This window comes from Steroidobacter flavus (assembly GCF_042651805.1).
Lineage (GTDB): Bacteria > Pseudomonadota > Gammaproteobacteria > Steroidobacterales > Steroidobacteraceae > Steroidobacter > Steroidobacter flavus.
The window spans coordinates 2,378,134-2,401,570 of sequence record NZ_JBHSDU010000003.1 but is presented as its reverse complement, the minus strand read 5'-3'; the positions used below and the strand labels follow the sequence as shown (position 1 = coordinate 2,401,570).

Annotated in this window: 21 protein-coding genes; 7 read left to right on the top strand and 14 right to left on the bottom strand. The window is 62.3% G+C overall.

Going from position 1 to position 23,437, the window contains the following annotated elements:
- Window positions 1-40: 40 nt before the first annotated feature.
- The 8 genes from ACFPN2_RS16045 to ACFPN2_RS16010 form a co-directional block, all read right to left on the bottom strand.
- The gene (locus ACFPN2_RS16045) at window positions 41-1,438 is read right to left on the bottom strand and encodes an efflux transporter outer membrane subunit (RefSeq protein WP_380598221.1); all 1,398 of its coding nucleotides are present in this window, start codon (window positions 1,436-1,438) and stop codon (window positions 41-43) included.
- A complete protein-coding gene (locus ACFPN2_RS16040; RefSeq protein ID WP_380598219.1) occupies window positions 1,428-2,588 on the bottom strand; it encodes an efflux RND transporter periplasmic adaptor subunit in 1,161 nt (386 codons plus the stop codon). Before ACFPN2_RS16040 ends, ACFPN2_RS16045 begins: the two co-directional genes overlap by 11 nt.
- Complete coding sequence (locus ACFPN2_RS16035) at window positions 2,575-5,763, bottom strand: efflux RND transporter permease subunit (protein ID WP_380598217.1); 3,189 nt, start codon at window positions 5,761-5,763, stop codon at window positions 2,575-2,577. The genes ACFPN2_RS16040 and ACFPN2_RS16035 overlap by 14 nt, the downstream gene beginning before the upstream one ends.
- 78 nt (window positions 5,764-5,841) lie before the next feature.
- Window positions 5,842-7,227, bottom strand: coding sequence for a sensor histidine kinase (locus tag ACFPN2_RS16030; protein ID WP_380598215.1), 1,386 nt, complete (start codon window positions 7,225-7,227; stop codon window positions 5,842-5,844).
- Window positions 7,214-7,891 (bottom strand): response regulator transcription factor, encoded by a 678-nt coding sequence (locus ACFPN2_RS16025; RefSeq protein WP_380598213.1) that lies wholly within the window; start codon window positions 7,889-7,891, stop codon window positions 7,214-7,216. The genes ACFPN2_RS16030 and ACFPN2_RS16025 overlap by 14 nt, the downstream gene beginning before the upstream one ends.
- Before the next feature lie 87 nt (window positions 7,892-7,978).
- Window positions 7,979-9,409: an NAD(P)(+) transhydrogenase (Re/Si-specific) subunit beta gene (locus ACFPN2_RS16020; protein WP_380598211.1), complete on the bottom strand. Its 1,431-nt coding sequence runs from the start codon at window positions 9,407-9,409 to the stop codon at window positions 7,979-7,981.
- Between the two features lie 6 nt (window positions 9,410-9,415).
- Window positions 9,416-9,742: an NAD(P) transhydrogenase subunit alpha part 2 gene (locus tag ACFPN2_RS16015; protein ID WP_380598209.1), complete on the bottom strand. Its 327-nt coding sequence runs from the start codon at window positions 9,740-9,742 to the stop codon at window positions 9,416-9,418.
- 132 nt (window positions 9,743-9,874) lie between these two features.
- Entirely contained in the window at window positions 9,875-10,996 is a 1,122-nt protein-coding gene (locus ACFPN2_RS16010; protein ID WP_380598207.1) for an NAD(P) transhydrogenase subunit alpha, read from the bottom strand.
- A 62-nt stretch (window positions 10,997-11,058) separates the two neighbouring features.
- Between ACFPN2_RS16010 and ACFPN2_RS16005 the strand changes: the two genes are divergently transcribed.
- The 6 genes from ACFPN2_RS16005 to ACFPN2_RS15980 are packed head-to-tail and all read left to right on the top strand — an operon-like array spanning window position 11,059 to window position 16,566.
- The gene (locus ACFPN2_RS16005; RefSeq protein WP_380598205.1) at window positions 11,059-11,910 is read left to right on the top strand and encodes a COG4648 family protein; all 852 of its coding nucleotides are present in this window, start codon (window positions 11,059-11,061) and stop codon (window positions 11,908-11,910) included.
- A gap of 5 nt (window positions 11,911-11,915) precedes the next feature.
- Window positions 11,916-12,242, top strand: a complete 327-nt coding sequence (locus ACFPN2_RS16000) for an ApeI family dehydratase (protein WP_380598203.1) — start codon at window positions 11,916-11,918, stop codon at window positions 12,240-12,242.
- A complete protein-coding gene (locus ACFPN2_RS15995) occupies window positions 12,239-13,210 on the top strand; it encodes an LpxL/LpxP family acyltransferase (RefSeq protein ID WP_380598201.1) in 972 nt (323 codons plus the stop codon). Before ACFPN2_RS16000 ends, ACFPN2_RS15995 begins: the two co-directional genes overlap by 4 nt.
- Complete coding sequence (locus tag ACFPN2_RS15990; protein WP_380598199.1) at window positions 13,170-13,784, top strand: LolA-related protein; 615 nt, start codon at window positions 13,170-13,172, stop codon at window positions 13,782-13,784. The genes ACFPN2_RS15995 and ACFPN2_RS15990 overlap by 41 nt, the downstream gene beginning before the upstream one ends.
- A gap of 12 nt (window positions 13,785-13,796) precedes the next feature.
- Window positions 13,797-16,151 carry an MMPL family transporter gene (locus ACFPN2_RS15985; RefSeq protein ID WP_380598197.1) on the top strand — a complete coding sequence of 785 codons (2,355 nt, stop codon included), beginning with the start codon at window positions 13,797-13,799 and terminating at the stop codon, window positions 16,149-16,151.
- On the top strand, window positions 16,141-16,566 hold the full coding sequence (locus ACFPN2_RS15980; RefSeq protein WP_380598195.1) for a hotdog family protein: 426 nt from the start codon (window positions 16,141-16,143) through the stop codon (window positions 16,564-16,566). The genes ACFPN2_RS15985 and ACFPN2_RS15980 overlap by 11 nt, the downstream gene beginning before the upstream one ends.
- Here ACFPN2_RS15980 and ACFPN2_RS15975 read toward each other — a convergent pair.
- The 5 genes from ACFPN2_RS15975 to ACFPN2_RS15955 are packed head-to-tail and all read right to left on the bottom strand — an operon-like array spanning window position 16,550 to window position 20,918.
- On the bottom strand, window positions 16,550-18,169 hold the full coding sequence (locus tag ACFPN2_RS15975; protein ID WP_380598193.1) for an NAD(P)/FAD-dependent oxidoreductase: 1,620 nt from the start codon (window positions 18,167-18,169) through the stop codon (window positions 16,550-16,552). The two genes, ACFPN2_RS15980 and ACFPN2_RS15975, sit on opposite strands and share 17 nt — an antisense overlap.
- Before the next feature lie 4 nt (window positions 18,170-18,173).
- Complete coding sequence (locus ACFPN2_RS15970) at window positions 18,174-18,968, bottom strand: beta-ketoacyl synthase chain length factor (RefSeq protein WP_380598191.1); 795 nt, start codon at window positions 18,966-18,968, stop codon at window positions 18,174-18,176.
- The gene (locus ACFPN2_RS15965) at window positions 18,965-20,149 is read right to left on the bottom strand and encodes a beta-ketoacyl-[acyl-carrier-protein] synthase family protein (RefSeq protein ID WP_380598189.1); all 1,185 of its coding nucleotides are present in this window, start codon (window positions 20,147-20,149) and stop codon (window positions 18,965-18,967) included. The genes ACFPN2_RS15970 and ACFPN2_RS15965 overlap by 4 nt, the downstream gene beginning before the upstream one ends.
- Window positions 20,150-20,162: 13 nt before the next feature.
- Window positions 20,163-20,582, bottom strand: coding sequence for a hypothetical protein (locus ACFPN2_RS15960; RefSeq protein WP_380598187.1), 420 nt, complete (start codon window positions 20,580-20,582; stop codon window positions 20,163-20,165).
- Window positions 20,583-20,642: 60 nt separating this feature from the next.
- A complete protein-coding gene (locus ACFPN2_RS15955; RefSeq protein ID WP_380598185.1) occupies window positions 20,643-20,918 on the bottom strand; it encodes a phosphopantetheine-binding protein in 276 nt (91 codons plus the stop codon).
- 146 nt (window positions 20,919-21,064) lie between these two features.
- Between ACFPN2_RS15955 and ACFPN2_RS15950 the strand changes: the two genes are divergently transcribed.
- Window positions 21,065-22,123, top strand: coding sequence for a chorismate transformation FkbO/Hyg5 family protein (locus ACFPN2_RS15950; RefSeq protein WP_380598183.1), 1,059 nt, complete (start codon window positions 21,065-21,067; stop codon window positions 22,121-22,123).
- On the opposite strand, the gene ACFPN2_RS15945 is transcribed toward ACFPN2_RS15950, so the two are convergent.
- Window positions 22,100-23,428 carry an AMP-binding protein gene (locus ACFPN2_RS15945; RefSeq protein ID WP_380598181.1) on the bottom strand — a complete coding sequence of 443 codons (1,329 nt, stop codon included), beginning with the start codon at window positions 23,426-23,428 and terminating at the stop codon, window positions 22,100-22,102. The genes ACFPN2_RS15950 and ACFPN2_RS15945 overlap by 24 nt on opposite strands.
- Window positions 23,429-23,437 lie beyond the last annotated feature (9 nt).

Sequence of the window (23,437 nt, the reverse complement as noted above, 5' to 3'; positions counted from 1 at the left end):
TACGCGACCCTCGTGTAAAGATTCAACGTGCCGGGCTTTTTCAGCCCTCCCAACCCCCGCCGAGCGCGCGAATCAGCGCCACACTGGCCCGTAACTGTCTGGTTTCCAAGTCCAATGCCTCACGCTGCGTAGTTAACGCGGTGGTCTGCGACTGAACCACTTCCAGGTAGCTGACCGCACCCTCCCGGTAGCGGTTCATGGCGAAGTCCAGCGACTGTTGTGCCGAAGTGACGGCCGAGCGCTCGGACTCTGCGGCGTTTCCGTAGTGATAAAGCAGGGCCAGGTTGTCTTCGACTTCCTGAAAAGCCCCTAACACGACCCCTCGATAGCTCGCGCCGGCCTCATCCAGGACGGCTTTCGCCTGCTCGACGCGCGCCCGGCGGCCGCCGAAATCGAACAGTTCGAGCAGGATGGAGGGCCCGACGGACCAGGCCGCATTGGGCGCGGTCAGCCACTCGCTCGAGCGATTGCTCTCGAAGCCGTAAGCGCCATTCAGCGTGATCGATGGGAAATAAGCGGCGCGGGCGACGCCGACGCTGGCATTGGCGGCAGCGGTGCGACGTTGAGCGGCGGCGATGTCCGGCCGGCGCTGCAAGAGGTTGGTCGGTACGTCGCTGGGGATCTGTGGCAACTGCAAGGGCGCGGAGCGAGGCTCCAGGGAGAATTGCGACGGTGACTCTCCTACAAGCACCGCAATCGCATGCTCGAGCGTCGCGCGCTGTGCCTGATTCTGCGCAACCTGCGAACGCGCGGTGTCGAGCTGAGTTTGAGCTCGCGCCACGTCCAGTCCCGAAACGATGCCCGCATCATGCCGCTCCTTGGTGAGCGACACCGCGCGATCGTAGGCAGTCACCGTATCTGCGAGCAGCGCCGCCTCGCGATCCAGGCCGTAGAGCGCGATGTAATAGTCAGCCAGTTGCGCCTGAAGACTGAGGCGCGCGGACTCCAGGTCAGCGGCAGCGGCGCTCGCTTCGAACCTTCCGGCATTCACGTCATTGCGCACGCGCCCCCAGAGATCGACTTCATACGTCGCCTCGACACTGGTCGCATACGAGTTGTAGTAGCGAGGCGTCGCCCCACCCGCCGGCGGACGCGTCTCGGATTGCCGCACTCGAGCGCCATCGGCCCGCACGCCAAAGGAAGGAAACAAACCGGAACGCAGCTGATCCGCATAGGCCTTCGCTTGTTGATAGCGCGCCAGGGCCGCTTGCAGATCGGGACTGTTCTGAACGAGCTGCGTTTGCAGACGGTTCAGATCTTCGTCGCCGTACAGCAGCCACCACGCATCACGAGGCAGTCGATCCGCCGGCGCGGCCTGCGTCCACGGCGCCGGCTCTTTGTAAGATTCAGCAACGGGAACGGCAGGCAGCTCGAGCTTGGGCGCGAACGAGCAGCCAGCCAGCGCGAGCGCCGCGACTATCGACAGTTCAGCCCGCATTCGCTTCCTTCGCAGTCGGTTCGAGCACGCGCACAGCACTGCCAGCCATCAATCCGTCCGGCGGCGTGGAAATAACGCGATCGGACGCTTCAATGCCGCCGCCGACCTCGATGAAAGAGCCATGATCGCGAGCGATGGTGATGGGCTTCATGACGACGCGACTTTCCGAGTCGACCGTGGCCACCCGTAGCCCCGATTGATCGAAGATCAAGGCACTGGCCGGCACGCGCAGCGCTTTCGCCCCGCCCAGCAGCTCGAAGCTGACACTGGCATAACCGCCGGGCAACAGCTCGCCCGCTTTGTTATCGACCGTGAGCTGCAGCAGTGTCGTGCCAGTCGCAACGTTCACAGCGCCGGCCGACGCGGCGACCGCCGCCGAATATTCTTTCCCAGGATGCTCGGGCACGGTGATCAGCGCCTTCGCTTCCGTATTGAGGCGGCTCACATACGACTGCGGCACATTCACATACACACGCAACTTGCGCGTATCAGAAACAACAAACAACTCCCGGCCCGTGCCGCCGCCGGCAGTAATGAGCTCACCGATATCTGTATTGCGCGCGGTGACCACACCATCGAATGGCGCCACGATACGAGTGAAGCCTCGCATCGTTCGCAAACGCTCGACGTTGGCTCGCGCGGCTTTGGCCAACGCTTCTTTGGCCGCCAGATCGCCCGCCTTCTCCTCCACTTCCTGTTTGGAAACGGAGTCGCGACCGAGCATCGATTGCCAGCGCTTGGCGGTGCTCGCCGCGAGCGCGGCATTCGCTTCGGCGCTGGCGAGATCCGCTTCCGCTTGCAACAACTGCTGCTCGATATCCGGCGCTTCGATTTCCGCGATCAGCTGACCGGTCTTCACCGGCGTACCGATATCGGCCTTCCAGGTCTTCAAGTAGCCCGACACCCGCGCATTCAGCGGCGCTCGTGCGAACGCTTCCAATCGGCCAGGCATCTCGATTCGTGCGTCGGCTTCACCTTGAGTTGGCGCGACCACCGCGACGGTGGGAATGGCTTGTTCTTCGGTCCACTCGGTCATCTGGCGATGATCGCTGACGCGGATCCCGATACCGGAAACGACGATGACAACGGCAATGACGGCGATAACGATGCCGGCGCGGCGTAACCCGCGATGTGACTCAGTGGGCGGCATGAGGCTCTCCGGCCAGCAGCGGATGCTCCGCGGGCTTGCGGACGTAATTACGGTGCACGATGCTGAAAACGACAGGAACGAAAATGAGCGTGGCGACGGTGGCGAAGATCAATCCGCCGATCACGGCGCGACCGAGCGGCGCATTCTGCTCACCACCATCGCCCAGACCCAGCGCCATCGGCGCCATGCCGATGATCATCGCCAGGGCCGTCATCAGCACGGGACGGAAACGCACGAAGCCGGCATCGATAGCGGCGGCGATGGGATCGGCCAATTCTTCCAGCCGCTCACGCGCGAAGCTGATGACCAGCACGCTGTTCGCGGTGGCCACGCCCATACACATGATCGCGCCCGTCAACGCAGGTACCGACAACGTCGTGAATGTCGTGAACAGCATCCAGATGATGCCGGCCAGCGCCGCCGGCAGCGCGCTGATGATCACCAGCGGATCGCTCCACGATTGGAAGTTCACGACGATCAGCAGATAAATCAGCACGACGGCGCCGATCAGACCCCACATCAGTCCCGAGAACGAGCTCTCCATGGTGCGCACCTGGCCGAGCAGCGCCACTGACGAGCCCTTCGGCAGATCCTTGGCGTGCACATCCAATATCTTTCGGATCTGCGTAGCCACCGCGCCGAGATCGGTGCCCTGCGTGGTGCCGTAAATCTGCACGATGGGTTGAATGTTGTATTGAGAGACCACTCCGCTCGACGTAGTGCGGGTGATGTCCGCGATGCCGCCGAGCAGATGCGCCGAAGTGGAGTTCGTGCCGGTGATCGGCAATGTTTCCAGCGAGTTCAACTCATCCATCTTGTACTGCGGAGTCTGCAGCACGATGGGGTACTGGATGTTGGTCTTCGGGTTCAGCCAGAAGGTCGGCGCGACCTGCACTGAGCCGGCGAGATTCACCACCATGCTGTTGGTGACATCGCGCTCGGTGAGACCGGCGTACTGAGCACGCGTGCGATCGACATCGACACTGAACGTGGGCAAGCCACGAGCTTGCTGAATACGCGCATCGGCGATGCCCGGAATCCGTTTGATGTCGGCGAGCAAAGCTTCGGCGTAAGCGAAATTCGCCGCGAAGTTGTTGCCGCGGATCTGCAGATCGATGGGCGATGGCGTGCCGAAGTTCAGGATCTGGCTGACGATGTCGGCCGGCGTGAAGGCGAACGTGGTGCCGGGGAATCGTTTCGGCAGCTCCTCACGCAGTTTGCGCACGTAATCCGCGGTCGGCTTGTGATCTTCCTCCAGCGTGATCTGGATATCCCCGTCCGCCGTACCGATGGTGCCCGTGTTGTTGTAAGTCATGTTGATGCTGGAAAACGGCATGCCGATGTTGTCCACCACCAGGGCCAACTCACGCGCCGGAATCACTTGCCGGATGACATCCTGGATGCGCGCCGAAACGGCCACTGTTTCCTCCACACGCGTGCCGGGCTGCGCGCGGAAGTGAACCATGATGCGACCGGCATCCACCGACGGAAAGAAATTGCGCCCCAGGAACGGCACGAGCGCGAACGACGCGACCACAAACACCATGAATGCCGTGACGAAGCCGCGCCGATGAGACATCGCCACGGTCAGCATTTCTTTGTAGCTGCCGCGGAAACGTTCGAACCTCTCCGAGAAGCCGCGCTGGAATTTCACCAGCGGGTTCGACGTCGGCGCGTTCGCATCCTCGTGCGAGTGCGGCTTCAGCAGATACATCGCCATGGTCGGCACCAGCGTGCGCGACAGAATGAACGAGCACACCATCGCGTAGATCACGGCCAGCGCCATGGGCACGAACAGGAAGCGCGCCACGCCTTCGAGGAAGAACATCGGCACGAACACGATACAAATACACAGCAACGATACGAACGCGGGCGTCACAATCTGTGCCGCGCCGTCGAGGATGGACGTATGCACATCCTTGCCGTGCTCGAGATGCCAGTTGATGTTTTCGATGGTGACGGTCGCATCGTCGACCAGGATGCCGACCGCCAGCGCCAGTCCGCCCAGGGTCATGATGTTGAGTGTCTGACCGGTCAGCGCCAGCAGAAAGATCGAGCCGAGGATGGCCAGCGGAATCGAGGTGGCGATGATGACGGTGGAGCGCCAGCTGCCCAGGAACAGCAGGATCATCAGACTGGTCAGCAGTGCCGCGATGGCGCCTTCAGCAACCACGCCGGTGATGGCGCTGCGAACGAAGATGGATTGATCGCCGATGAGCTTGATCTGCAACGATTCCGGCAGCTGATCCTTCACTTCCTCGACGCGTTTCTTCACGCCCTCGATCACGGCCAGGGTCGAAGCGGCACCGCTCTTCAGCACCGTGAGCAGCACCGAGCGATTGCCAGCGACATGCACGATATTGGTCTGCGGCGAATTACCGTCACGCACGTGGGCGACATCTCGCAAATAAACCATCGCGCCGCCGACCAGACGAATCGGCAACCGGCCTAGGTCCTCGATCGCCGACGGGCTGTTGTTCAAATTGATGGCGTACTCGAAACTGCCGATTTTCTGCGTGCCCACCGGCGTGATCAGATTCTGCGCCGCCAGCGCATTGGCCACGTCCGTGCCCGACAAGCCGCGCGCCTGCAAAGCCGCGGGGTCGAGATCGATCTGGATCTGCCGGTTCTTGCCGCCGAACGGATACGGCACCGAGGCGCCCGGCACCGTGATCAGAAAGGTGCGGACGTAGTTGATACCTAAGTCGCTGAGCTCCTGCTCCGTCATGCCCTCGCCGGACAGCGCCAGCTGCAGGATGCCGACGGTGGAAGCGTTGTAGTTCAGGATGTTTGGCGGATTCGTGCCTTGTGGCATCTGGCGCAAGACCGTCTGCGCGGCGGCCGTCACCTGCGCATTGGCCATGTTGATATCGACGTTCGGTTGGAAGAAAACCTTGATGACGCCGAAGCCGGTGTACGAGTTGGCTTCGATGTGCTCGATATCGTTGACCATGGTGGTCAACGTGCGCTGGAAATTGGTGGTGATGCGACCCGCCATGCCATCGGGCGGCAGACCGGTGTACTGCCACACCACGCTGATGACCGGAATGCGGATGTTAGGAAAGATATCCGTGGGCGTGCGCAGGATCGAGAGCACGCCGAAGATCAGGATGAGTAGCGCCAGCACGATGAACGTGTACGGGCGGCGCAGAGCGATTTTGACAATACCGAGCATGCGGGCGAGAGCAACCTACGAAGGACCATTATGGGTCCGCTCATCCCCCGCCAAACCGTCCAGCAGATGAAAGCTTTTTTAAGTAGCGCCCGTGCGCGCCGGCCCACATAGAAGCGAGAGCCAGGCGCCACCTGCCGGATTATCGACGATCTGCAACTTGAACCCGTGCAGTTTGACGATGGCCGCGACGATCGACAAGCCCAAGCCCCAGCCCGAGACATCTTTGTTACTACACGTGCCTCGGTAAAACCGCTGCAGGACCGCCTCTCGTTCCGAGTTTTGAATGCCCGGCCCGCTATCGATCACATCGATGCGTGCGCCGACATCGGCATCCGGCATCAGGCGCAAATGTATGCTGCCGCCCGCGGGCGTGAACTTGATCGCGTTGTCGACGATGTTTGAAACAGCCTCCAAGAGCAGATTCGGATCGCCGCGTACGGTTGGAACGCTGGGCGCGATCTCGAAAGAGAACGTGATGTGCTTGTCTTCGGCCAGCGGTGTGTAGATCTCGCGCACGTGATCCAGCGTGCTCGCCAGATGCACTTCGGTGAAGCCGGCGCGACGATGCATGTCTTCCAGCTCGGAGATTCGTAACAGTGCGCGGAATCGATCCAACAACGAATCGACATCGAGAATCGCCTGTTCGACGACGCTGGCATGCGCACTGTCGGACGCCTCGCGATGCATACGATGCAATTGCGAGCGCAGTCGGGTCAGCGGCGTGCGCAAGTCATGCGCGATGCTGTCGCACACGCCTTTGACTTCGCTCATCAATCGTTCGATTTCTTCCAGCATCGAATTGACGATGCCGGCGAGCATATCGAGCTCATCGCGACGTCCCGATACCGGCAGGCGCTGATGCAGGTCGCCGCGCATGATGGGCTGTGCGGCCGACTCGAGCGTCCGAATGCGCCGTAACGGGCCTCGCGCGAGCCACAGTCCGCCAATCAATCCGGGAATGATGGTGAGCGTGAGCCCCCACAACAGCGAGCGGAAGATGATGGTGTTGACTTGATCCAGCACGCTCGTGGCACGCGCCAGAATCAGCACGTCGCCACCCTCGACTTCCCTGGCGAGACCGCGCGCATTCACGGGCTCGTTGGCGCCGATCCGCTGGATACCGCCGGGCACCGCGTGCACGACGCCGTCCAGCGAAACGCCATCGGGAATTTTCTCGATGTTGCCGGTGATCTTGTTGCCCTGAGGATCGAACAATCCGTAGAGCATCACGCCGCGCAAATCGAGCGCGTCGGTTTGCGCCATCGCCTCGGGCAGACGATCCCGGTCGATGTGACTCAGGTAATGAACGCGCTGACGGAGAATTTCGTCGACGACGCTGGAGAGATAGCGTTTGGTGTCGTACTGCACCCAGCCGATCAGCAGCACACTCCACAACACGAATAGAACGCCGTAGACCGGCAGCAATCGAACTGTGCTGATGCGTGACAGCTCACCGAGCTTCAAGCACGTACCCTACTCCGCGAACCGTGTGAATGAGCGGCTCCCGCTCCGGCGGATCGAGCTTGCGCCGCAGCCGACCGATGTGAACTTCGATCACATTGGTGCCGGGATCGAAATGATAGCCCCAGACGGCCTCGAAGATCATCGTGCGCGTCAGCACCCGACCGCTATGACGCATCAGGAATTCGAGCAGCCGGAATTCGGTGGGCAGTAGATCGAGCAATACTTCGCCGCGCCTGGCCGTGCGGTCGATCAGATCGAGCTGCAGATCGCCGACCCGCAGCGCCATGGGTCGCGACACATTGGCGTGCCGGCGCAGCAGCACTTCGATGCGGGCGGCCATTTCGTCGGGGTTGAACGGCTTGGTGAGATAGTCGTCCCCGCCGGCCCGCAGGCCGCGCACTCGCTCGTCGGCATCGGACAGGGCGCTGATCATCAGCACCGGCGTCTGCACGCCGTACTCGCGAAGCTTGGTGACCACAGTCAAACCGTCCAGGCCGGGGAGCATGCGATCCAGAGTGATCGCGTCATAAAATCCCCCTCGCGCCCGCTCCAGCCCGGTGGCACCGTCGCCGACCCACTCCGTATCCAGCCCGTATCGCTGCAATTCGGCGCAGATTTCATCAGCGGTCACGCGGTCGTCTTCGATGATGAGTACTCTAGCCACGGCTCCGAGCCCGCGAGAAAGGAAATGGCAGGGTACCGCCCCTCCCGGGGAGGGGCAATTAAGGAAGGTTTATGTAGGAACCGGAGGTCAGTGGCCACCCTCGAGCGACTTCACCGCCTGGATCATCGCCACCATCACCTTCTGCGCGTCGCCATAGACCAGGTTGCAGTTGTCGGCGAAGAACAGCTCGTTCTCCACGCCCGAGTAACCCTTACCCTGACCGCGCTTGATGACGTAGACCTGCTTGGCCTGATCCACGTTCAGGATCGGCATGCCATAGATCGGGCTCGATTTGTTGGTGCGCGCTGCCGGGTTCACCGTATCGTTCGCACCGATGACGACCGCCACGTCCGCTTCTTTGAACTCGGCGTTGATGTCTTCCAGATCGTAGATCATGTCGTACGGCACGCCCGCTTCGGCGAGCAACACGTTCATGTGGCCCGGCATGCGGCCCGCGACCGGATGAATCGCGAACTTCACTTCGACCCCCGCATCCGTCAGCAGCTTTACGAATTCATATAACTTGTGCTGGGCTTGCGCGACCGCCAGGCCGTAGCCCGGCGCGATGATGACCTTCGACGCGTAGCGCATGTTGATCGCGGCGTCGCCGGCTTCAGCGGGCTTCTGCGAGCCTTTGATCTCGCCCTGTTGCTCGCCGCCGCCATCGCCGAAGTTACTGAAGATCACATTCGACACGCTGCGGTTCATCGCCTTCGCCATCAACAGCGTGAGCAACGTACCGGCTGAGCCGACCACCATGCCGGCGATCATCAGCGCCGGGTTCTGCAGCACGTAACCTTCAAAGCCCACCGCCAGGCCGGTGAAGGCGTTGTACAGCGAGATCACGACCGGCATGTCCGCGCCGCCGATCGGCATCGTCATCATCACGCCGAAAATCAACGCGCCGATGAAGAACGCCGCGACCACCTTCGGATCGGCGTGACCATGCGCGACGAACACGATGTAGACACCCACACCCAGCGTCGCCAGGAACACGATGCCGTTGAGGATCTGCTGACCACTGATCCGCCACACGCCATTGATGGTGCCGTTGAGCTTGGCCCAGGCGATCAAGGAGCCGGACAACGAGATCGCACCGATCAACGCGCCGATGACGGCCAGTAACAGCGGAATGGTTTGATGAACCGCACTGGTTCGTAGCAACTCGACCGCCGCGATACACGCGGCTGCGCCGCCGCCCATGCCGTTGTAGAGCGCGACCATCTGCGGCATCTCGGTCATCGCGACGCGCTTGCCTTTCCACCAGGCCCAGCCGGTCCCCAACACCAGCGCCGCTACAGCGAAGCCGATGTTTGCGCCCAGATGAGGAATCGCTGCCTCGTTGACGCCGAAGTAATAAAGAAAGCTGGCGAGCACCGCGACCAGCATGCCGACGCCGGCCACCACGATGCCCGAGCGCGCCGTCACCGGCGATGACATGCGCTTCAAGCCATAGATGAAAAGAAACGCCGCGGCGAAATAGCTGGCGTCGATCACGAACTGCGGGGTGAGGTTCATGGGCGCTTATGCCTTCTTCTGCTCGCCGGAAGCCTTCTTGTCGCTGGGCTTGAACATTTCCAGCATGCGCTCGGTCACGACGTAACCGCCGGCCGCGTTACCCGCGCCGAGCAGCACGCCGGCGAAACCAATGAGCTGTTCGACCAATGAAGTGGCGTTGAGCAGCGCATACATCGCGCCGACCACGACGATACCGTGCACGAAGTTCGAGCCGGACATCAGCGGCGTATGCAGAATGGCCGGCACGCGACCGATGATCTCGTAGCCGGTGAAAGCCGCGAGCATGAAGATGTACAGGGCGACGAAGCCCGTCAGCGTGGTAGCGAGGTCCATTATTTCCTCGGAGTCATTCGTTACTTATGGCTGATACTTGGCCAGGACAGCGGCCCGGCTGGCGCCGGGTGCTGTCATGGGATAAGTATGTAATGCTTGGGCCGCGCGGCCCCCCGGATCGCAACGACGCGGTCATGCGATGAGTTTCTGCGCGGCCTCGTTGACGATCTTGCCATCGTGCGTGAGCGCGGTTTTGGCGACCACCTCGTCGGTCCAGTCGAGCCGGATGCCGCCTTCCTTGACGAACAGCTCGATCAGGTTGAGTTGGTTCTTCGCGTACAACTCGCTCGCATGCTCGCCGAGCATGCTCGGCACGTTGAGCGGCGCGACGATGGTCACCTGGCCCACTTGTATCGTCTCGCCCGGCTGCGTGTATTCACAGTTGCCGCCACCTTCCGCGGCCAGATCGACAATCACGCTGCCGGCCTTCATGCCATCGACCTGCGCCTTGCTGATCAGCTTCGGCGAGGGCCGGCCCGGAATGGCCGCGGTCGTGATAATGATGTCGGCTTGTTGAATATGCTTGGTGACGACACTGGCAATCTTTTCTTTTTCTTCCGGCGTCAGCTCGCGCGCGTAACCGCCTGCACCGCGGGCATCGACGCCGGTATCGACGAACTTCGCGCCGAGCGATTCAGCCTGCTCTTTTGTTTCAGGCCGCACGTCGTAACCTTCGGTCATCGCGCCCAAACGCCGCGCTGTTGCCAGCGCTTGCAGTCCTGCGACACCGAGGCCCATCACCAACGTGCGGGCCGGGCGAATCGAGCCAACGGCCGTCGTCATCATCGGCAGAATGCGCGCCAGATGAGTGGCACCGAGCAGCGCTGCGTAATACCCGGAAAGCGCCGCCTGACTCGACAGCGCATCCATGGCCTGAGCGCGCGTGATACGCGGCACCAGCTCCATGGCAAACGTCGTGATATGACGATCGCGCAGTAATTTGGTCAGCTCGACTTCCTTGTGGGCATAAATGAATGAAATCAGGATGGCGCCCGGCTTCATCGCATTCACGATGCTGGCATCGGGCGGCTGCACGCTCGCCACCACATCGGCATCGCGCACCAGCTCGAGCGGATCGGCGCTGAATCTCACATTCTTGAATGCGGAATCCGGCAGCTTGACGGCGTCGCCGGCGCCGGCCTGCAGGTGAATCTCGGCACCGAGCTTGATCAGCTTGTCGGCCACCGCCGGAACCAGGGCGACGCGCTTCTCATTGGCACGTGTTTCCTTCAGAACAGCAATCTTCACTGCCATGCCGACCGATCCTCCCCCGAAGCTCGACGTTTGCACATAAAATTCCCACCATTGTGGATGCCTTGTCCGCGCTCGGCAACACGCGCATGCTTCGCGCCTGCGAATGTTCGGCGCCATCAAACCACGCGACGCCGCCAGGATGCCAGCAGTTCACACTGCTTCGATTGAACGAAACCGACGACGCCCATCGAATGGCAGTTGACTCCCGAGTGTTTACCGCTATTGGCCGGGCCTTGCTGGTGCTCGCGTACCCGCTCGTCGCTCACTTCGGCGTCATTTCCAACAGCGTGACGCTGATTGCCATTGCATTGGGGCTATTGATCGTCCTGCCCATGGTGCCGGCCCTCGGCCGGCGCAGCGTCGCGGCCTGGCTGGCGCTGCCGCCGGTGGTCGCGGGCCTGTGGTGGTTATCGCGTTCCACACACGCCACGTTGCCGCTGTATATCGCACCGGTGCTGGTTCCAGGATTCATGGCGGGCGTATTTGGCAGCACACTGCTCGCCGGGCAGGTTCCGCTAATCGAACAGCTGGTCCGGATCATGGAGGCCGGCCCTGGCGGCATCGGCGAGCCCGAGCCGGCCGTACTGGAGTACGCGCGCAAGCTGACGCAAGCCTGGACAGCGTTCTTCGTGACGCTGTCGGCGACCAATCTGGTGTTGGGCCTACTCGCCGAGCCCGGCGGCATGCTGCTGGCCGGCGGGGTCACGCCGCCCGTCACGGTGCCCGAGGAGTGGTGGTCGCTGTTCGCCAACCTCATCGGATATTTGCTGGTCGCGGCCTTCTTCCTGATTGAGTACGCTTACCGCAGCCACCGCTTCCCGCGGCAGCCCTACCGCAACATGCTGGATTTTTTTCTCAAGGTACTCGCGGCCATGCCGCGCCTGGTCAGCAACGTCGCTGACCCTCGTCGTTGAAGGCCATGAATCCCCTCGCCCACGCCACCGTTCTGCGGATCGCCGCGAATCATCCGTCGCTGCCCGGCCATTTTCCGGGCCAGCCGATCGTGCCCGGCGTGGTGCTGCTCGATTGCGTCCTGCAGGAAGCGGAACGCTGGCTGCAGCGCCCGGTGCGCGCGGTGGCGCTACCCAATGCCAAGTTCACTGCGCCGCTGCTGCCCGATGAGCCGGCGGATCTGCAATTGAAGCTGGACGCCGGGGAGCTGCGCTTCACCGTCAGCCGCGACGGCTCGGCAATCGCTCAGGGATTGTTTCGAATCGCGGCGGACGATCACGGACCCGTGGCGTGAAACAGCAATGGCTCGAACGTCCCGAAGCCGGCGGCGTCTTCGGATATCGACTGATCAGCCTGTTCGCCCGGCTGTGCGGACGTGCGCCCGCGCGCCTGGTGCTCTTCCCCATCACGGCGTTCTTTCTGCTGAAGCGAGCCCCGGAACGACGCGCTTCGCGTGACTATTTGCAGCGAGTGCTGGGGCGCAAGCCCACGCTGAAAGATGTCGCCAAGCAGTTCCATTACTTCGCCTCGGTCATCCTCGACCGTCTGTTCCTGCTGTCCGAAAGCTTCAAACGTTTCGATGTCCGGGTGCATGGCCTGGACGTCCTGCGGGCGCAATGGGCCAAGAAACAAGGCGTGCTGATCTTCGGCTCGCACCTCGGCAGCTTCGATGCTTTGCGCGTGCTAGGCGAAGTCCGGAAGGACGTGAAAGTGCGCGTCGTGCTGGACATCGAACACAACGCGGCGCTGACCAACTTCCTGCACGCGTTCAACCCGGAGCTGGCGCGCTCCATCATCAATGCGCGCCAGGACGGTGCGGTCACCGCGCTGGCAATCAAGGAAGCCCTGGACGAAGGCGCCCTGGTCACCCTGCTGGTGGATCGCGCCCGGCCGGACAATCAAATGTCGATTGTGAACTTCCTCGGCGATCCCGCGCCCTTTCCGACCGGGCCGTGGCAACTCGCGGCGGCGCTCAAAGTGCCGGTGGTCCTGTGCTTCGGCCTGTACCGCGGCGGCAATCGTTACGACCTGCACTTCGAAGCGTTCGCCGACACGGTGCGCGTGGAACGCTCCAACCGCGAGACGAGTCTCAATGCCATCATTCAACGGTATGCGGACCGGCTGGCCCATTACACCCGCAACGCCCCGTACAATTGGTTCAACTTCTATGATTTCTGGCACCTCAATTCGACTTCCTCCCCTAGCTCTGACAATTCTGGCGTTGCTCGCGCCGCTGACGGCGTGGAGCGCCGGCCAGACTGATCAAAGCGCCGATACGCTGATCGGCCGTCTCGCCAAGCCCGCCCCCGCCACGGTCTCATTCACCGAAGTGCGCTTCTCGAAGCTGCTGCGGGCGCCGCTCATCGTGTCGGGCGACCTGGGGTATTCCGGGCCGGAAAGCCTGGATCGACGGGTCACCACGCCCTATCGCGAACATACGTCCATTCGCGGCGAATCCGTCAAAGTGGAACGCGAAGGCGAGAAGCCGCGCAGCTTCGCTTTGAAACATGCGCCGGAGCTGCGGGGATTGTTATCGGGATTCTCGGCCATGCTGTCGGGCGATGCCGCATCGCTGCGCAAGACCTTCGATGTGGAGATGAGCGGCAATGACGACGCGTGGACGCTCAAGCTCACGCCTACCGATACCAAAGCTCGTCGCCGTTTGCAGCAGATCGAAGTGAACGGCCATCAGAGCGACCCGCGCTGCTTTTCGATGACGACCGCCGATGGTGCCTCCAGTGTGTTGCTCCTGGGCGCGACCGCGGCCGAGCCGGTCGCCGCCGATGTGACATTGGTCGCCTTGCAGCGGCGCTGCGGCGGCGGCCAGGGCACCTAAGCACCATCGCGCATGAAACTCACTCGCTCGGCTTTACTGATCCTGTTCGTCTGGCTGGTGTTGCTGGCGGGGCTGACGTGGTTCGTACAGCGGCAACTGCAAGTCAGCACCGACCTGCGCTTGTTTCTTCCGAGCCCGACGACACCTGAACAACAGTTGTTGTTAGAGGAGATCGGCGAGGGCCCGGCATCGCGAGTGATGGTGATCTCGCTGGAAGGCGCGGAACCGGAGCAGCTTGCCGACGCGTCGCGCACGCTGGTCGAGAATCTGCAGTCGAGCCCGTACTTCCGCATCGTCACCAATGGCGATATTTCTCTCGACAGCGTGCCGGATGAGCTGCTGGCGTATCGATATTTGTTGTCGACCACATTGGACGAACGGCCGCTCGATGAAAAGTATCTGCACTCGGAGCTGCAGGAACGTGCGCGTGATTTAGCATCACCCGCGGGCGCCTTTCTTGAACCGTGGCTACCGCGCGATCCGACCCTCGAATTGCTGAAGGTCTTGCAACGTTGGCAGCCGATGCAGGAGCCCAACCGGCTGTTCGATGTCTGGTTCGATCGCGAAGGCAAGCGCGCACTGCTGCTGGCCCAAACGCGCGCTGCGGCCTTCGATCCCGATCAGCAACGCCTCGCGGTCGAACAATTGAATGCCGAAGGCGAGCGACTGAAGCGCGACGATGGTGTGACGCTGACCTTCAGCGGCGCCGGCAAATTCTCCGTGATGATGGAGGAGCGGACTCGCGGCGAAGCTACGCTGCTTGGCGCGGGCGCGACGGTCGGCATGATTATCTTGTTGCTCGTCGCTTATCGAAGCGTCGGCACCGTTATATTGAGCGCGCTGCCACTCGCTAGCGCGGGCTTGGCGGGCCTCGCGGCCGTGAGCGCGCTATTCGGAGAAGTCCACGGCATCACGCTGGCCTTCGGCTTCACGCTGATCGGTGTCGCGCAGGATTATCCGATTCATTTGCTCAGCCATGCTCACACCACCCGGTCGCCCGACGAAGCGGCTCGCGAGTTGTGGCCAACGCTTGCGACGGGTGTCGCGAGCACCTGTATCGCGTATGGCACATTCCTGCTCTCAGGAGTCATCGGTCTGGCGCAGCTCGCGTGCTTCACAGTGGCGGGCCTGGCTGTCGCCGGCCTGACAACACGCTTCGGCCTACCGGTGCTGATGGATACGAAGGGTCGCGACTTCGGCGACTCGGCGTGGCTCGGCAAACTGTGGCAACGGATGGAACGTTTGCCTCGTCCGCGCTGGGCCGGCGTGGCCTTGATCGTTCTTGCCATCGGCACCATGGCGCTCGCCCCTCAGCCCATGTGGGAAAGCGATCTGAGCAAGCTCACCCCGGTGCCGAAAGAGCTGTTGATCCAGGACCAGGCATTGCGTAACGAACTGGGCACACCCGATGTGCGGTATCTGTTGGTCATCAACGCCGCCGATACCGAATACGCGCTGAAGAAGCTGGAACAGTTGGACGAGCCGCTGCAGAAGTTGGTCGCCGACGGTGCGATCACCGGCTATGACCACGCCGCGCGCTACGTTCCGACGGCGGAGAAGCAGCGTCAACGACAGGCGCGCTTGCCCGAGCCCGCGACGCTGCGTGCCGATGTCGACGCAGCTGTCAAAGACACTCCGTTCCGACCCGATGTGTTCGAGCCGTTCTTCGAGGATGTGGAGAAGGCGCGTCACCTGCGCTTGCTGACCGTCGATCAATTGCGCGACTCGCCGCTCGGCGTGAGCGTCGAAATGCTGCTGACTCAGCACGCCAAAGGAACAGACAAAGCCGCCCAACGGACCACCGCGCTCGTGACCTTCAGCGGTGTTGAAGATGTCGCCGCCCTCGAGCGCTTCGCGGCTGCCGCCGGAGAAGGCGTGACGCTGCTGGACACGAAGGACGCGTCAGAAACACTCGTGACCCATCAGCGCATCAAGATTCTGTGGAGCCTGGCGATTGCCGCCGTGCTGCTGGTCGGCGTCGTAATGGTCTCGTTGCGCCAGGCCTCGCGCGTTTATCGTGTGCTTGCGCCGATGGCGCTGACCACCTTGCTGATCATCGGCATTCTGCAGGCCGCGGGCGTGTCGATGACGTTGTTTCATCTGATCGCCCTGATCCTCGCCGCCGGCCTGGGCCTCGACTACGCCCTGTTCTTCGAGCACGCGGCCGACGATCCCATGGAGCAGCGGCGCACGCTGCATGCGCTGCTCGTATGCTCGATCTCGACACTGATGGTGTTCGCCCTGCTCGCGCTGTCCTCGCTGCCGGTGCTTCGAGCACTGGGCTTGACGGTGTCGATCGGCGTTATTTCTAATTTCGTGCTCGCCCTCCTCCTGACCCGACCCGCCGCTCCCAGCCATGGCACGTGAAGACATCGCAGCGCTGATTCCTCACCAAGGTGGCATGTGCCTGTGGGAGCACATCGTCGAATGGGACGACACGCGCATCGTTCTGGAAACCGCTTCGCATCGCGATCTTGAAAACCCGCTGCGTGTGGACGGCAAACTGCGCGCGGTTCATCTGTGCGAATACGGCGCACAAGCGATGGCAGTGCACGGCGCGCTGAGAGCTGCACCCAGGCAGGCGCGACCCGGCATGCTGGTCGCGCTGAGATCCGTGACCTTCGCCTGCGATTACATCGACGGTCTGGAGGGTGCGCTACGCGTCGAGGCGATCTGTCTGCAGTCGGCGGAATCCAGCCAGCAGTACAGCTTCAAGATCACTCACAACGGCGAAGTGGCGGCGGAAGGTCGCGCCGCCGTGCTGCTCAAGCTGCCTTCGTAAAAAGCAGCGATTCCGAGACAGTTGCCGGGACTGCGCTCAACAGCTTGCGCGCTTCGGTGGCGTCGAGTGACGGATGCTCACCGCATGCTTTTTCGATGATTTCGGCCGCGAGCGAATTCAACAAACCCGTGTATTCGATGACCCGGGCACGGAATCCTTCCTCATCGAGCTCGTCACGCAAGCCGCGATTCAATTCCGCGAACCAAGGCAGTGACGCCTGATCCAGCAACACCGCGTCGTTACGACGAGCGCTGAGCTTCGACCATTCGCGCATGAAATTCTGCATGGCCACGTTCAATGCGCGCGAATGATTTAAATGATCCGAGAGCCGGCTCAGGTTGGCCAGATCGGTCAGCCGGCGCTGGAAGAACAGCTGGCACAGCACGCCCCAGTAGTACGTGTAGTCCCAGATCACCTTCACCGGCATGACTTCCGGATCGCCGAACATGGCGTATTGATTCGTGTAGAGCGACAGCGTGCTCTCGTAGAACGAGAAGTAGAGCTGCTGATACACATGCGAGCGGCCATTGATCAGCTCGCCTTGCAGATCGCGCGCGATCAGATCGGTGATGTACGTGTTGCTGATGCCGATGAAGTCGCTACCGGGCGAATAGAACGGATCGAGGAACACGCCGGCCTCGCCCGTGAGCGCCCAGCGGTCGCCCGAGAACACTTGCTTGCAGCCGTAAGAGAAATTGCGCAGGAAACAAAAATCCTGCAGCAGGTGCTGCTTGCCTTCGAGCTCCCGCGCGAGCCGCGGCTGATGCACGCGGAACCACTCGAGCGACTTCTCGAATGTATTCATGGTCTCAAGCGGATGAGTGACGGCGTCGCAGACGATGCCGACAGAGTGCGAGCCCGACGCCAGCGGGATCAACCACGCCCAGTAGCCTTCGCCGCACAAATGATTGGTGGACAGCCAGCGGTACGGCGGATCGCACCGATTCAGCCAGGTCGCATCCGACGACCACTCGTCCACATCGATCTTGGTGCCGATGCGGAACCAGATGGCGTTGGCGTTATGCGCATTGTCCTGCTGTAAGCCGAGCTTGCGCTTGACCAGGCCCGCGCGACCCGACGCGTCGATCAGCCAGCGCGAACGAACCTCGTGGTGCGCGCCGTCGACTTCATAGCGCACGACATGCTCTGCGCCCTGCGTGCCCACGTCGAAACTACGCACGACCGCGCCATCGAGGAACTCGACGCCCTGCTCGCGCACGTGCTCGCCGAGATAGTTTTCAAACAAGCCGCGGTCGAGCTGATAACTCGGCGTCGAGAGATAACGACTCGCGCCCAGCTCGGTGACGTTATCCAGGTCTTCGCGACCTTCGGAGAAGAAAAAGCGGAAGCCGAATTTCTTCAGCTGCGCGCTCATCAGATGTTCTTTGAGCCCGAGCACCGTATCGAAATAATGCGCACCGATTTCCACCGACGACTCGCCGACCTTGTGCGCGGCCGGCGGCACCGGATGCCGGCGACGCTCGATGATCCGCATCGACAGCGAAGGAAACTGCCGGCGCAATTGAATGGCGAGCGTCAGTCCTGCCAGTCCGCCGCCCAGGATGGTGACATCCACTTTGGGGGCTTCGGTCGATGCGTTCATTGTTTTAATTCACTTGGACATTCAATGCTGTGTTCCGGCTCAGCGCCAGGCACAGCGTGCGAGGGCTCGAGCTCGCCAGCACTTCGAAGAACGGCAAACACGGGGCGAGCGCATTGTCAGCAACCAACGGCGCTGCCGCGGACCGCGCCGGCGTCGGCTGGCATTCGGCAACAGACTCGGTCGTGAGAATCAAACTGCGCTGCTGCTGCGATTGAATCACCGGCGCCAGCACCAACGCGGCGCCTAACAAGCCGCGGCTCGGCGCCATAGTGGAGAGCGCGCCCTTCGCTTCGATATCGAACGCGACATACAACACGGGCCGATTCTCGCAAACGACTTGAGTGGCCGCCTCAACCAAGCCCTCACCGAAGGTGGATTCGTAAGCGCTGATCGCGGTGTACGGCGCGAGGCTGCCAGTGCCGATGCTCCAGTAACCCGCCGCCGCGTTGTGAACGGAATTGTGGAATTTGACCGGCGAGATCAACGTGGGCGTGGTCGCCAAGGTCGAGCACATGTAATCGCTGATCGCGAGATCGCCGTGCGTCGAGGCGAACACCGACGGCAAGTCCGACGGTTTACGTCCGGACGCTTCGCACGCACGAACCGCAACTTCCAGCGCGACAGCCACCGTATCGGGAGCGCGCCGCCGCTCGGTCGGCGCAAGCAGCGTCGGCGACGGACGAGGACTCGGCGTTTCGGGCGGCGCTTGCTCGCCGAGAATCACGGCGCGTGCGATATCCCAGCCCGGCAGACGCGGGGCCCAGAAAGAAATGCCTTCGATCGCGACCCGGAGCGTCATCGATCTCTCCCGAACGCCAGCACACAATTGCTGCCGCCGAAGCCGAACGAAAAGCTCAACGCATGGCTCGCCTTGCGCTGCACGTTGTCACGCTGGATCTGCGGACCGCAGGCCAGATCGGGCACTCGCAAATTCAACGTACCCGGCAACAGCTGATGTTCGAGCGCGATCAGGCTGATCGCCGCTTCGACGATGCCGGCGGCACCCAACGTGTGACCGGTCCAACCTTTAGTGGAGCTGGCGCAGGTGCTGGCAGGAAACAGATCGGCGACGATCTTCGCTTCGACTTCATCGTTCTTCTGGCTCGCGGTGCCATGCAGATTGATGTAATCGATGTCCTCGGGCTGCAAGTCCGCACGCCTGAGCGCATCTTTTAGAGCGAGCCGCGCGCCGAGACCTTCGGGATGCGGCGTCGACATGTGGTGCGCATCGTTGGACTCGCCATAGCCCAGCAACCATGCGCCTTGCTGTGCCTGTTTTTCCAACAAGGCGAACCCGGCCGCTTCACCCAGATTGATGCCGCGACGTTGCACATCGAACGGCTGACATTGCTCGGGCGACACCAGCTCGAGCGAATTGAAACCAAACAAAACGCTGCCACACAGCGAGTCCACACCACCGACGATGGCCGCATCGGCCAGCCCGACGCGAATCAAACGTTCCGCTTGCGCGAACACTTTGGCACTGGAAGAGCACGCCGTCGCGACCGTCACGCTCAGGCCGGTGAGCCCCAGCGCGTGCTGAACGAAATCGCCCAGCGAATGCGGCGTATGAATGATGGGGCGACGCAGATCGGCCGGATAACGGCCATCGGGATCGAGGCGCGCATAAGCGTCTTCGCTGGCACCGATGCTCGATGTCGACGTGCCCATGACGACCGCCACGCGGTCGGCGCCATAGCGCTCGCGAGCTTCACGGGCCGCCGTGAGAAATTCGTCAGTGGCCAGGCCGCGCCAGGCGAGTCGATTGTTACGACAGTCCCAATCGGCGAGCTCGGCTGGCAGCTCCTGTTCTTCGAGCCCAGCAACGCGCCCGATCCAGGTATGGATGGGCGAAGGACCGAAATCGTTCTTGCTCAGACCGGAGCGACGCTCACGCAGTGCCGCGAGCGTCGCCGCGCGTCCATCCCCGACCGCGGAGCAAAGTGTGTAAGCAGTGATTCTCAGAGGTCGGGATTGCATCTGTCCAAAGTCGTCAGGAGGCGTCGGCCACCAGCACCATGTTGCGCTGGATGTCGTTCACCAGATTCTGGATCCAGCTCAGATAATTCCGATGGATCACCGTGACGCCCTTCTTCTGCGCGTACATCAGCTCGCCCGAATCCAGGTAACGGATCGCGATCTTGCTGGCGTCGTAATCGATGCTGATCTTGGCCATGTGCTCGCGCAAGTGAAGCGTGCTGATGATCTTGCCCGGGTGCTCCTCGGTCACTTCCCATTGGCGGCCCACCAGCGCCACCTTGATGGCCTTGACCACCTTGGCTTCGCTCAGGCCGGCCGGCACCGCGAACGGCTCCGGATCGACCAACGGCACCTGCCGCGCGCCCATCAGCAACGCCAGTAACGGCAGCAGCAACAAACCCGACCACCAACGAGCCCGCTGGGTGCGATTCATTTTGTCGTCTCCCTGTTGTTACACGATTGCCAAATCAATTCCGTTGCGATCGGCGCCGCCTCAGGCGCTCACGCGATGGGTTGCGATGTGTGCGGCCAGCGAGCGCAGTGAGCTGAAAATACGCACATTGTTTTCATCGTCCGAGCGCAGCTGAAAGCCGTAGCGCTTGGAGATTTCCAGTGCGAGCTCGAGCGCGTCGATGGAATCCAGGCTCAGCCCGGTCTTGAACAGCGGCGCTTCGGGATCGATATCCCCGGGCACGACGCCTTCCAGGTTGAGTGCGGTAACGATGAGTTCGGCGAGCTCGCGCTCACCCGCGGATTGGGTTGCTGACATGAACGAAACAGGCCCTGGTACGAAAGGCTGATTTGCGACGTTGGAGCGGCGAACCGCGGGGCGCGAAGTGTATCATCCGGCCCGCGCGAGCTTCGAATGGCGCGCACGTTTTCCAACCCCCAACCAACCAGTAATTTGACGACGTGATGCGCAGCAGTTCTGGCGAGCAACCAGCCCAGTCCCTCCCCGCCACCGCCCTGCGCGTTGCCTATCATCCGCTCGACCGCCTCGGCGAGCTACCCGCCGGGGTGCTGGCGACCATCCGTTTCGGGGCGCGGCTGCGCTCGGAGGCGAAGGCTGCGGGGACTGGCCAGCCCGCCGGGCTGACCATCGATGTGGGACTGGAACCGCTGCACGCTGCGAACTCGGCTCCGACACCTGGGGCGGAATTATGGTTTGCGACCGGACCGGTCCACACTGGTCAATGGTCCGATGGCGCGGGGTCGCCCCCCTGTCAGGTGCGTTATGCCCACGACGGTCATTATTTGTTCGCGGTCGTAGAGCTGGACGAGCGCGAGCATGGCGGAATTCTGCTGACAGCCGAGCGCGCCTATGCCGCGATCCGCCGTTTCCAGCAGCAGTCAGGGTTTCCCCATCTGCTGCGCATGTGGAATTACATGGACGCGATCAACGAGGGCTCGGGCGATCTGGAGCGCTATCGTCAGTTCAATGTCGGACGCGGTCGCGGCCTGGGCGAGGTGTCTCAGAGCTACCCCTCAGCGACCGCCATCGGCAAGCATCACTCCGACCATATCCTGCAGGTGTTCTGGCTGGCAGGAACGGTCGCGGGTCAATCGCTGGAAAATCCCCGGCAGGTCAGCGCATATCACTATCCCCGGGTGCACGGGCCGGTGAGCCCTGTGTTCGCGCGGGCCTTGATTGCGCCGGACGATACTTTGCTGATTTCGGGCACGGCGAGCATCGTCGGCCATCATTCCCAACATCACGACGATGCGATGGAACAGCTCGAGGAGACGATCCGGAATCTCAGCTCGTTCGCACCGCATGTCCGGCGTCCCCGGAGCGCAAATCGCGGGGATTTGCTGAAAGTGTATGTCCGCGACCCGGCACTCACGCCGCGCATCGCCGAACGCCTGCGCCAGCTCTATCCCACCAGCGAGATTCTGTTCGTGGCGGCCGATGTCTGCCGTCGCGAGTTGCTGCTCGAGATCGAGGCGATCTCACTCTCGCCGCAGGGCTCTTAACAAATTCTCACGTGGCAGCTTGCCCAGCTCGTTCCTCGGCAGGCTATCCACAATCAGCAAAGGGCGCGGCAGGAATGCGCTGTCGACGCCAGCGGCGAGCTGATCCAACACTTCACGCGCCGTGAGCGTCGGCGCCACGACCAGCGCGGCGACCCGTCGAATCGTGCCCACCGCGTCGGCATCGGGCTGAAACACCGCCGCTTCCTGCACGCCCGGAATGGCCAGCAACCGTTTGGTGAGATCGGTCAGCGAGGCGCGCTTGCCGGCGACTTCAATCATGTCGGAACTACGCCCGCGCACCACGAAGCGATTGCCCGGCTGCAGCTCCACGATATCCTGCAACAACACCGGCTCGACGAACCAGGGCGCGTTGACCAGCGTGCCGTCGTCGCGCGGCTCCAACTGCACACCGTCGTAAAGCCGCCATTGCTCTTCTTTGGCGGTGAGCCGGCTGGCGAATACACAAGTTTCAGTGGATCCAAACATTTCAACCATTTCACCGCCGAGCTTCGCGGTCACTGCGGCAGCCAGCGGCTGATCCAGCGGCGCCGTGGCGCTGACGATCACATCGACTTCAGGAAACTGCTGGTCGGAACCGACGATGGCGCGCAAATGCACCGGCGTACTGATGAGCACGCGCGGTCGCGGAATCTCAGCTAACGCGGCGGCGATATCGGCTGGGAACAACGGCCGGCCGGCATGAACGGCCATGTCGCCGACCAACGGCAACAGCACGCTCATCTCCATGCCGTACATATGTTGAGGCGGAACGGTCGCGAGCGCCCACACCGTCGACGTCTTATCGGCAATCGCGGCGCGAATCGACTGAGCGTTGCGCGCGTTACTGCCGTTCACGGTGCGCCAGAGCTTCGGAAATGTTTTGGGCTGACCCGTGCTGCCCGAGGTGTAGCCGATCATGGCCGTCATGTCGGCCGGAATGCGTTCGTTGATCGAATCGGTGGAAGCTTGCGCCAGCGCCGCGTCGACCGCGTCATCATCGATGCGATAGCTCCCCGCATTGGCGCTTGCCACGTCGGCCACGACTTGATCGGCGCGCGACGACGGCAACAGCACCGTGTGACCGACGCTCAATGCCGCGGCGTAAGCAACGAGGAATTTGTAACGGTCCTCGCAGAGATTGATCATCGCCGCCGGCGCGGCATGTTTCGGCAGGCCGGCGACTACGGAGGCGACGTGGGTCTGAAATTCGGAGAGCGGAACCGGCGCGCCACGACGCCACGCAATGGGTCGCTGCGCATTCGACGAAAGAAATAACGGCAGCGTGTCCGTCCCGGAAGTGGTCACTGCAGGCGA

Excerpts from the sequence above, each read along its gene's own strand:
- ACFPN2_RS16045 (WP_380598221.1), bottom strand. The coding sequence starts at position 1,438 with ATGCGGGCTGAACTGTCGATAGTCGCGGCGCTCGCGCTGGCTGGCTGC.
- ACFPN2_RS16040 (WP_380598219.1), bottom strand. The coding sequence starts at position 2,588 with ATGCCGCCCACTGAGTCACATCGCGGGTTACGCCGCGCCGGCATCGTT.
- ACFPN2_RS16035 (WP_380598217.1), bottom strand. The coding sequence starts at position 5,763 with ATGCTCGGTATTGTCAAAATCGCTCTGCGCCGCCCGTACACGTTCATC.
- ACFPN2_RS16020 (WP_380598211.1), bottom strand. The coding sequence starts at position 9,409 with ATGAACCTCACCCCGCAGTTCGTGATCGACGCCAGCTATTTCGCCGCG.
- ACFPN2_RS16015 (WP_380598209.1), bottom strand. The coding sequence starts at position 9,742 with ATGGACCTCGCTACCACGCTGACGGGCTTCGTCGCCCTGTACATCTTC.
- ACFPN2_RS16010 (WP_380598207.1), bottom strand. The coding sequence starts at position 10,996 with ATGGCAGTGAAGATTGCTGTTCTGAAGGAAACACGTGCCAATGAGAAG.
- ACFPN2_RS16000 (WP_380598203.1), top strand. The coding sequence starts at position 11,916 with ATGAATCCCCTCGCCCACGCCACCGTTCTGCGGATCGCCGCGAATCAT.
- ACFPN2_RS15985 (WP_380598197.1), top strand. The coding sequence starts at position 13,797 with ATGAAACTCACTCGCTCGGCTTTACTGATCCTGTTCGTCTGGCTGGTG.
- ACFPN2_RS15980 (WP_380598195.1), top strand. The coding sequence starts at position 16,141 with ATGGCACGTGAAGACATCGCAGCGCTGATTCCTCACCAAGGTGGCATG.
- ACFPN2_RS15975 (WP_380598193.1), bottom strand. The coding sequence starts at position 18,169 with ATGAACGCATCGACCGAAGCCCCCAAAGTGGATGTCACCATCCTGGGC.
- ACFPN2_RS15970 (WP_380598191.1), bottom strand. The coding sequence starts at position 18,968 with ATGACGCTCCGGGTCGCGATCGAAGGCATTTCTTTCTGGGCCCCGCGT.
- ACFPN2_RS15965 (WP_380598189.1), bottom strand. The coding sequence starts at position 20,149 with ATGCAATCCCGACCTCTGAGAATCACTGCTTACACACTTTGCTCCGCG.
- ACFPN2_RS15960 (WP_380598187.1), bottom strand. The coding sequence starts at position 20,582 with ATGAATCGCACCCAGCGGGCTCGTTGGTGGTCGGGTTTGTTGCTGCTG.
- ACFPN2_RS15955 (WP_380598185.1), bottom strand. The coding sequence starts at position 20,918 with ATGTCAGCAACCCAATCCGCGGGTGAGCGCGAGCTCGCCGAACTCATC.
- ACFPN2_RS15950 (WP_380598183.1), top strand. The coding sequence starts at position 21,065 with ATGCGCAGCAGTTCTGGCGAGCAACCAGCCCAGTCCCTCCCCGCCACC.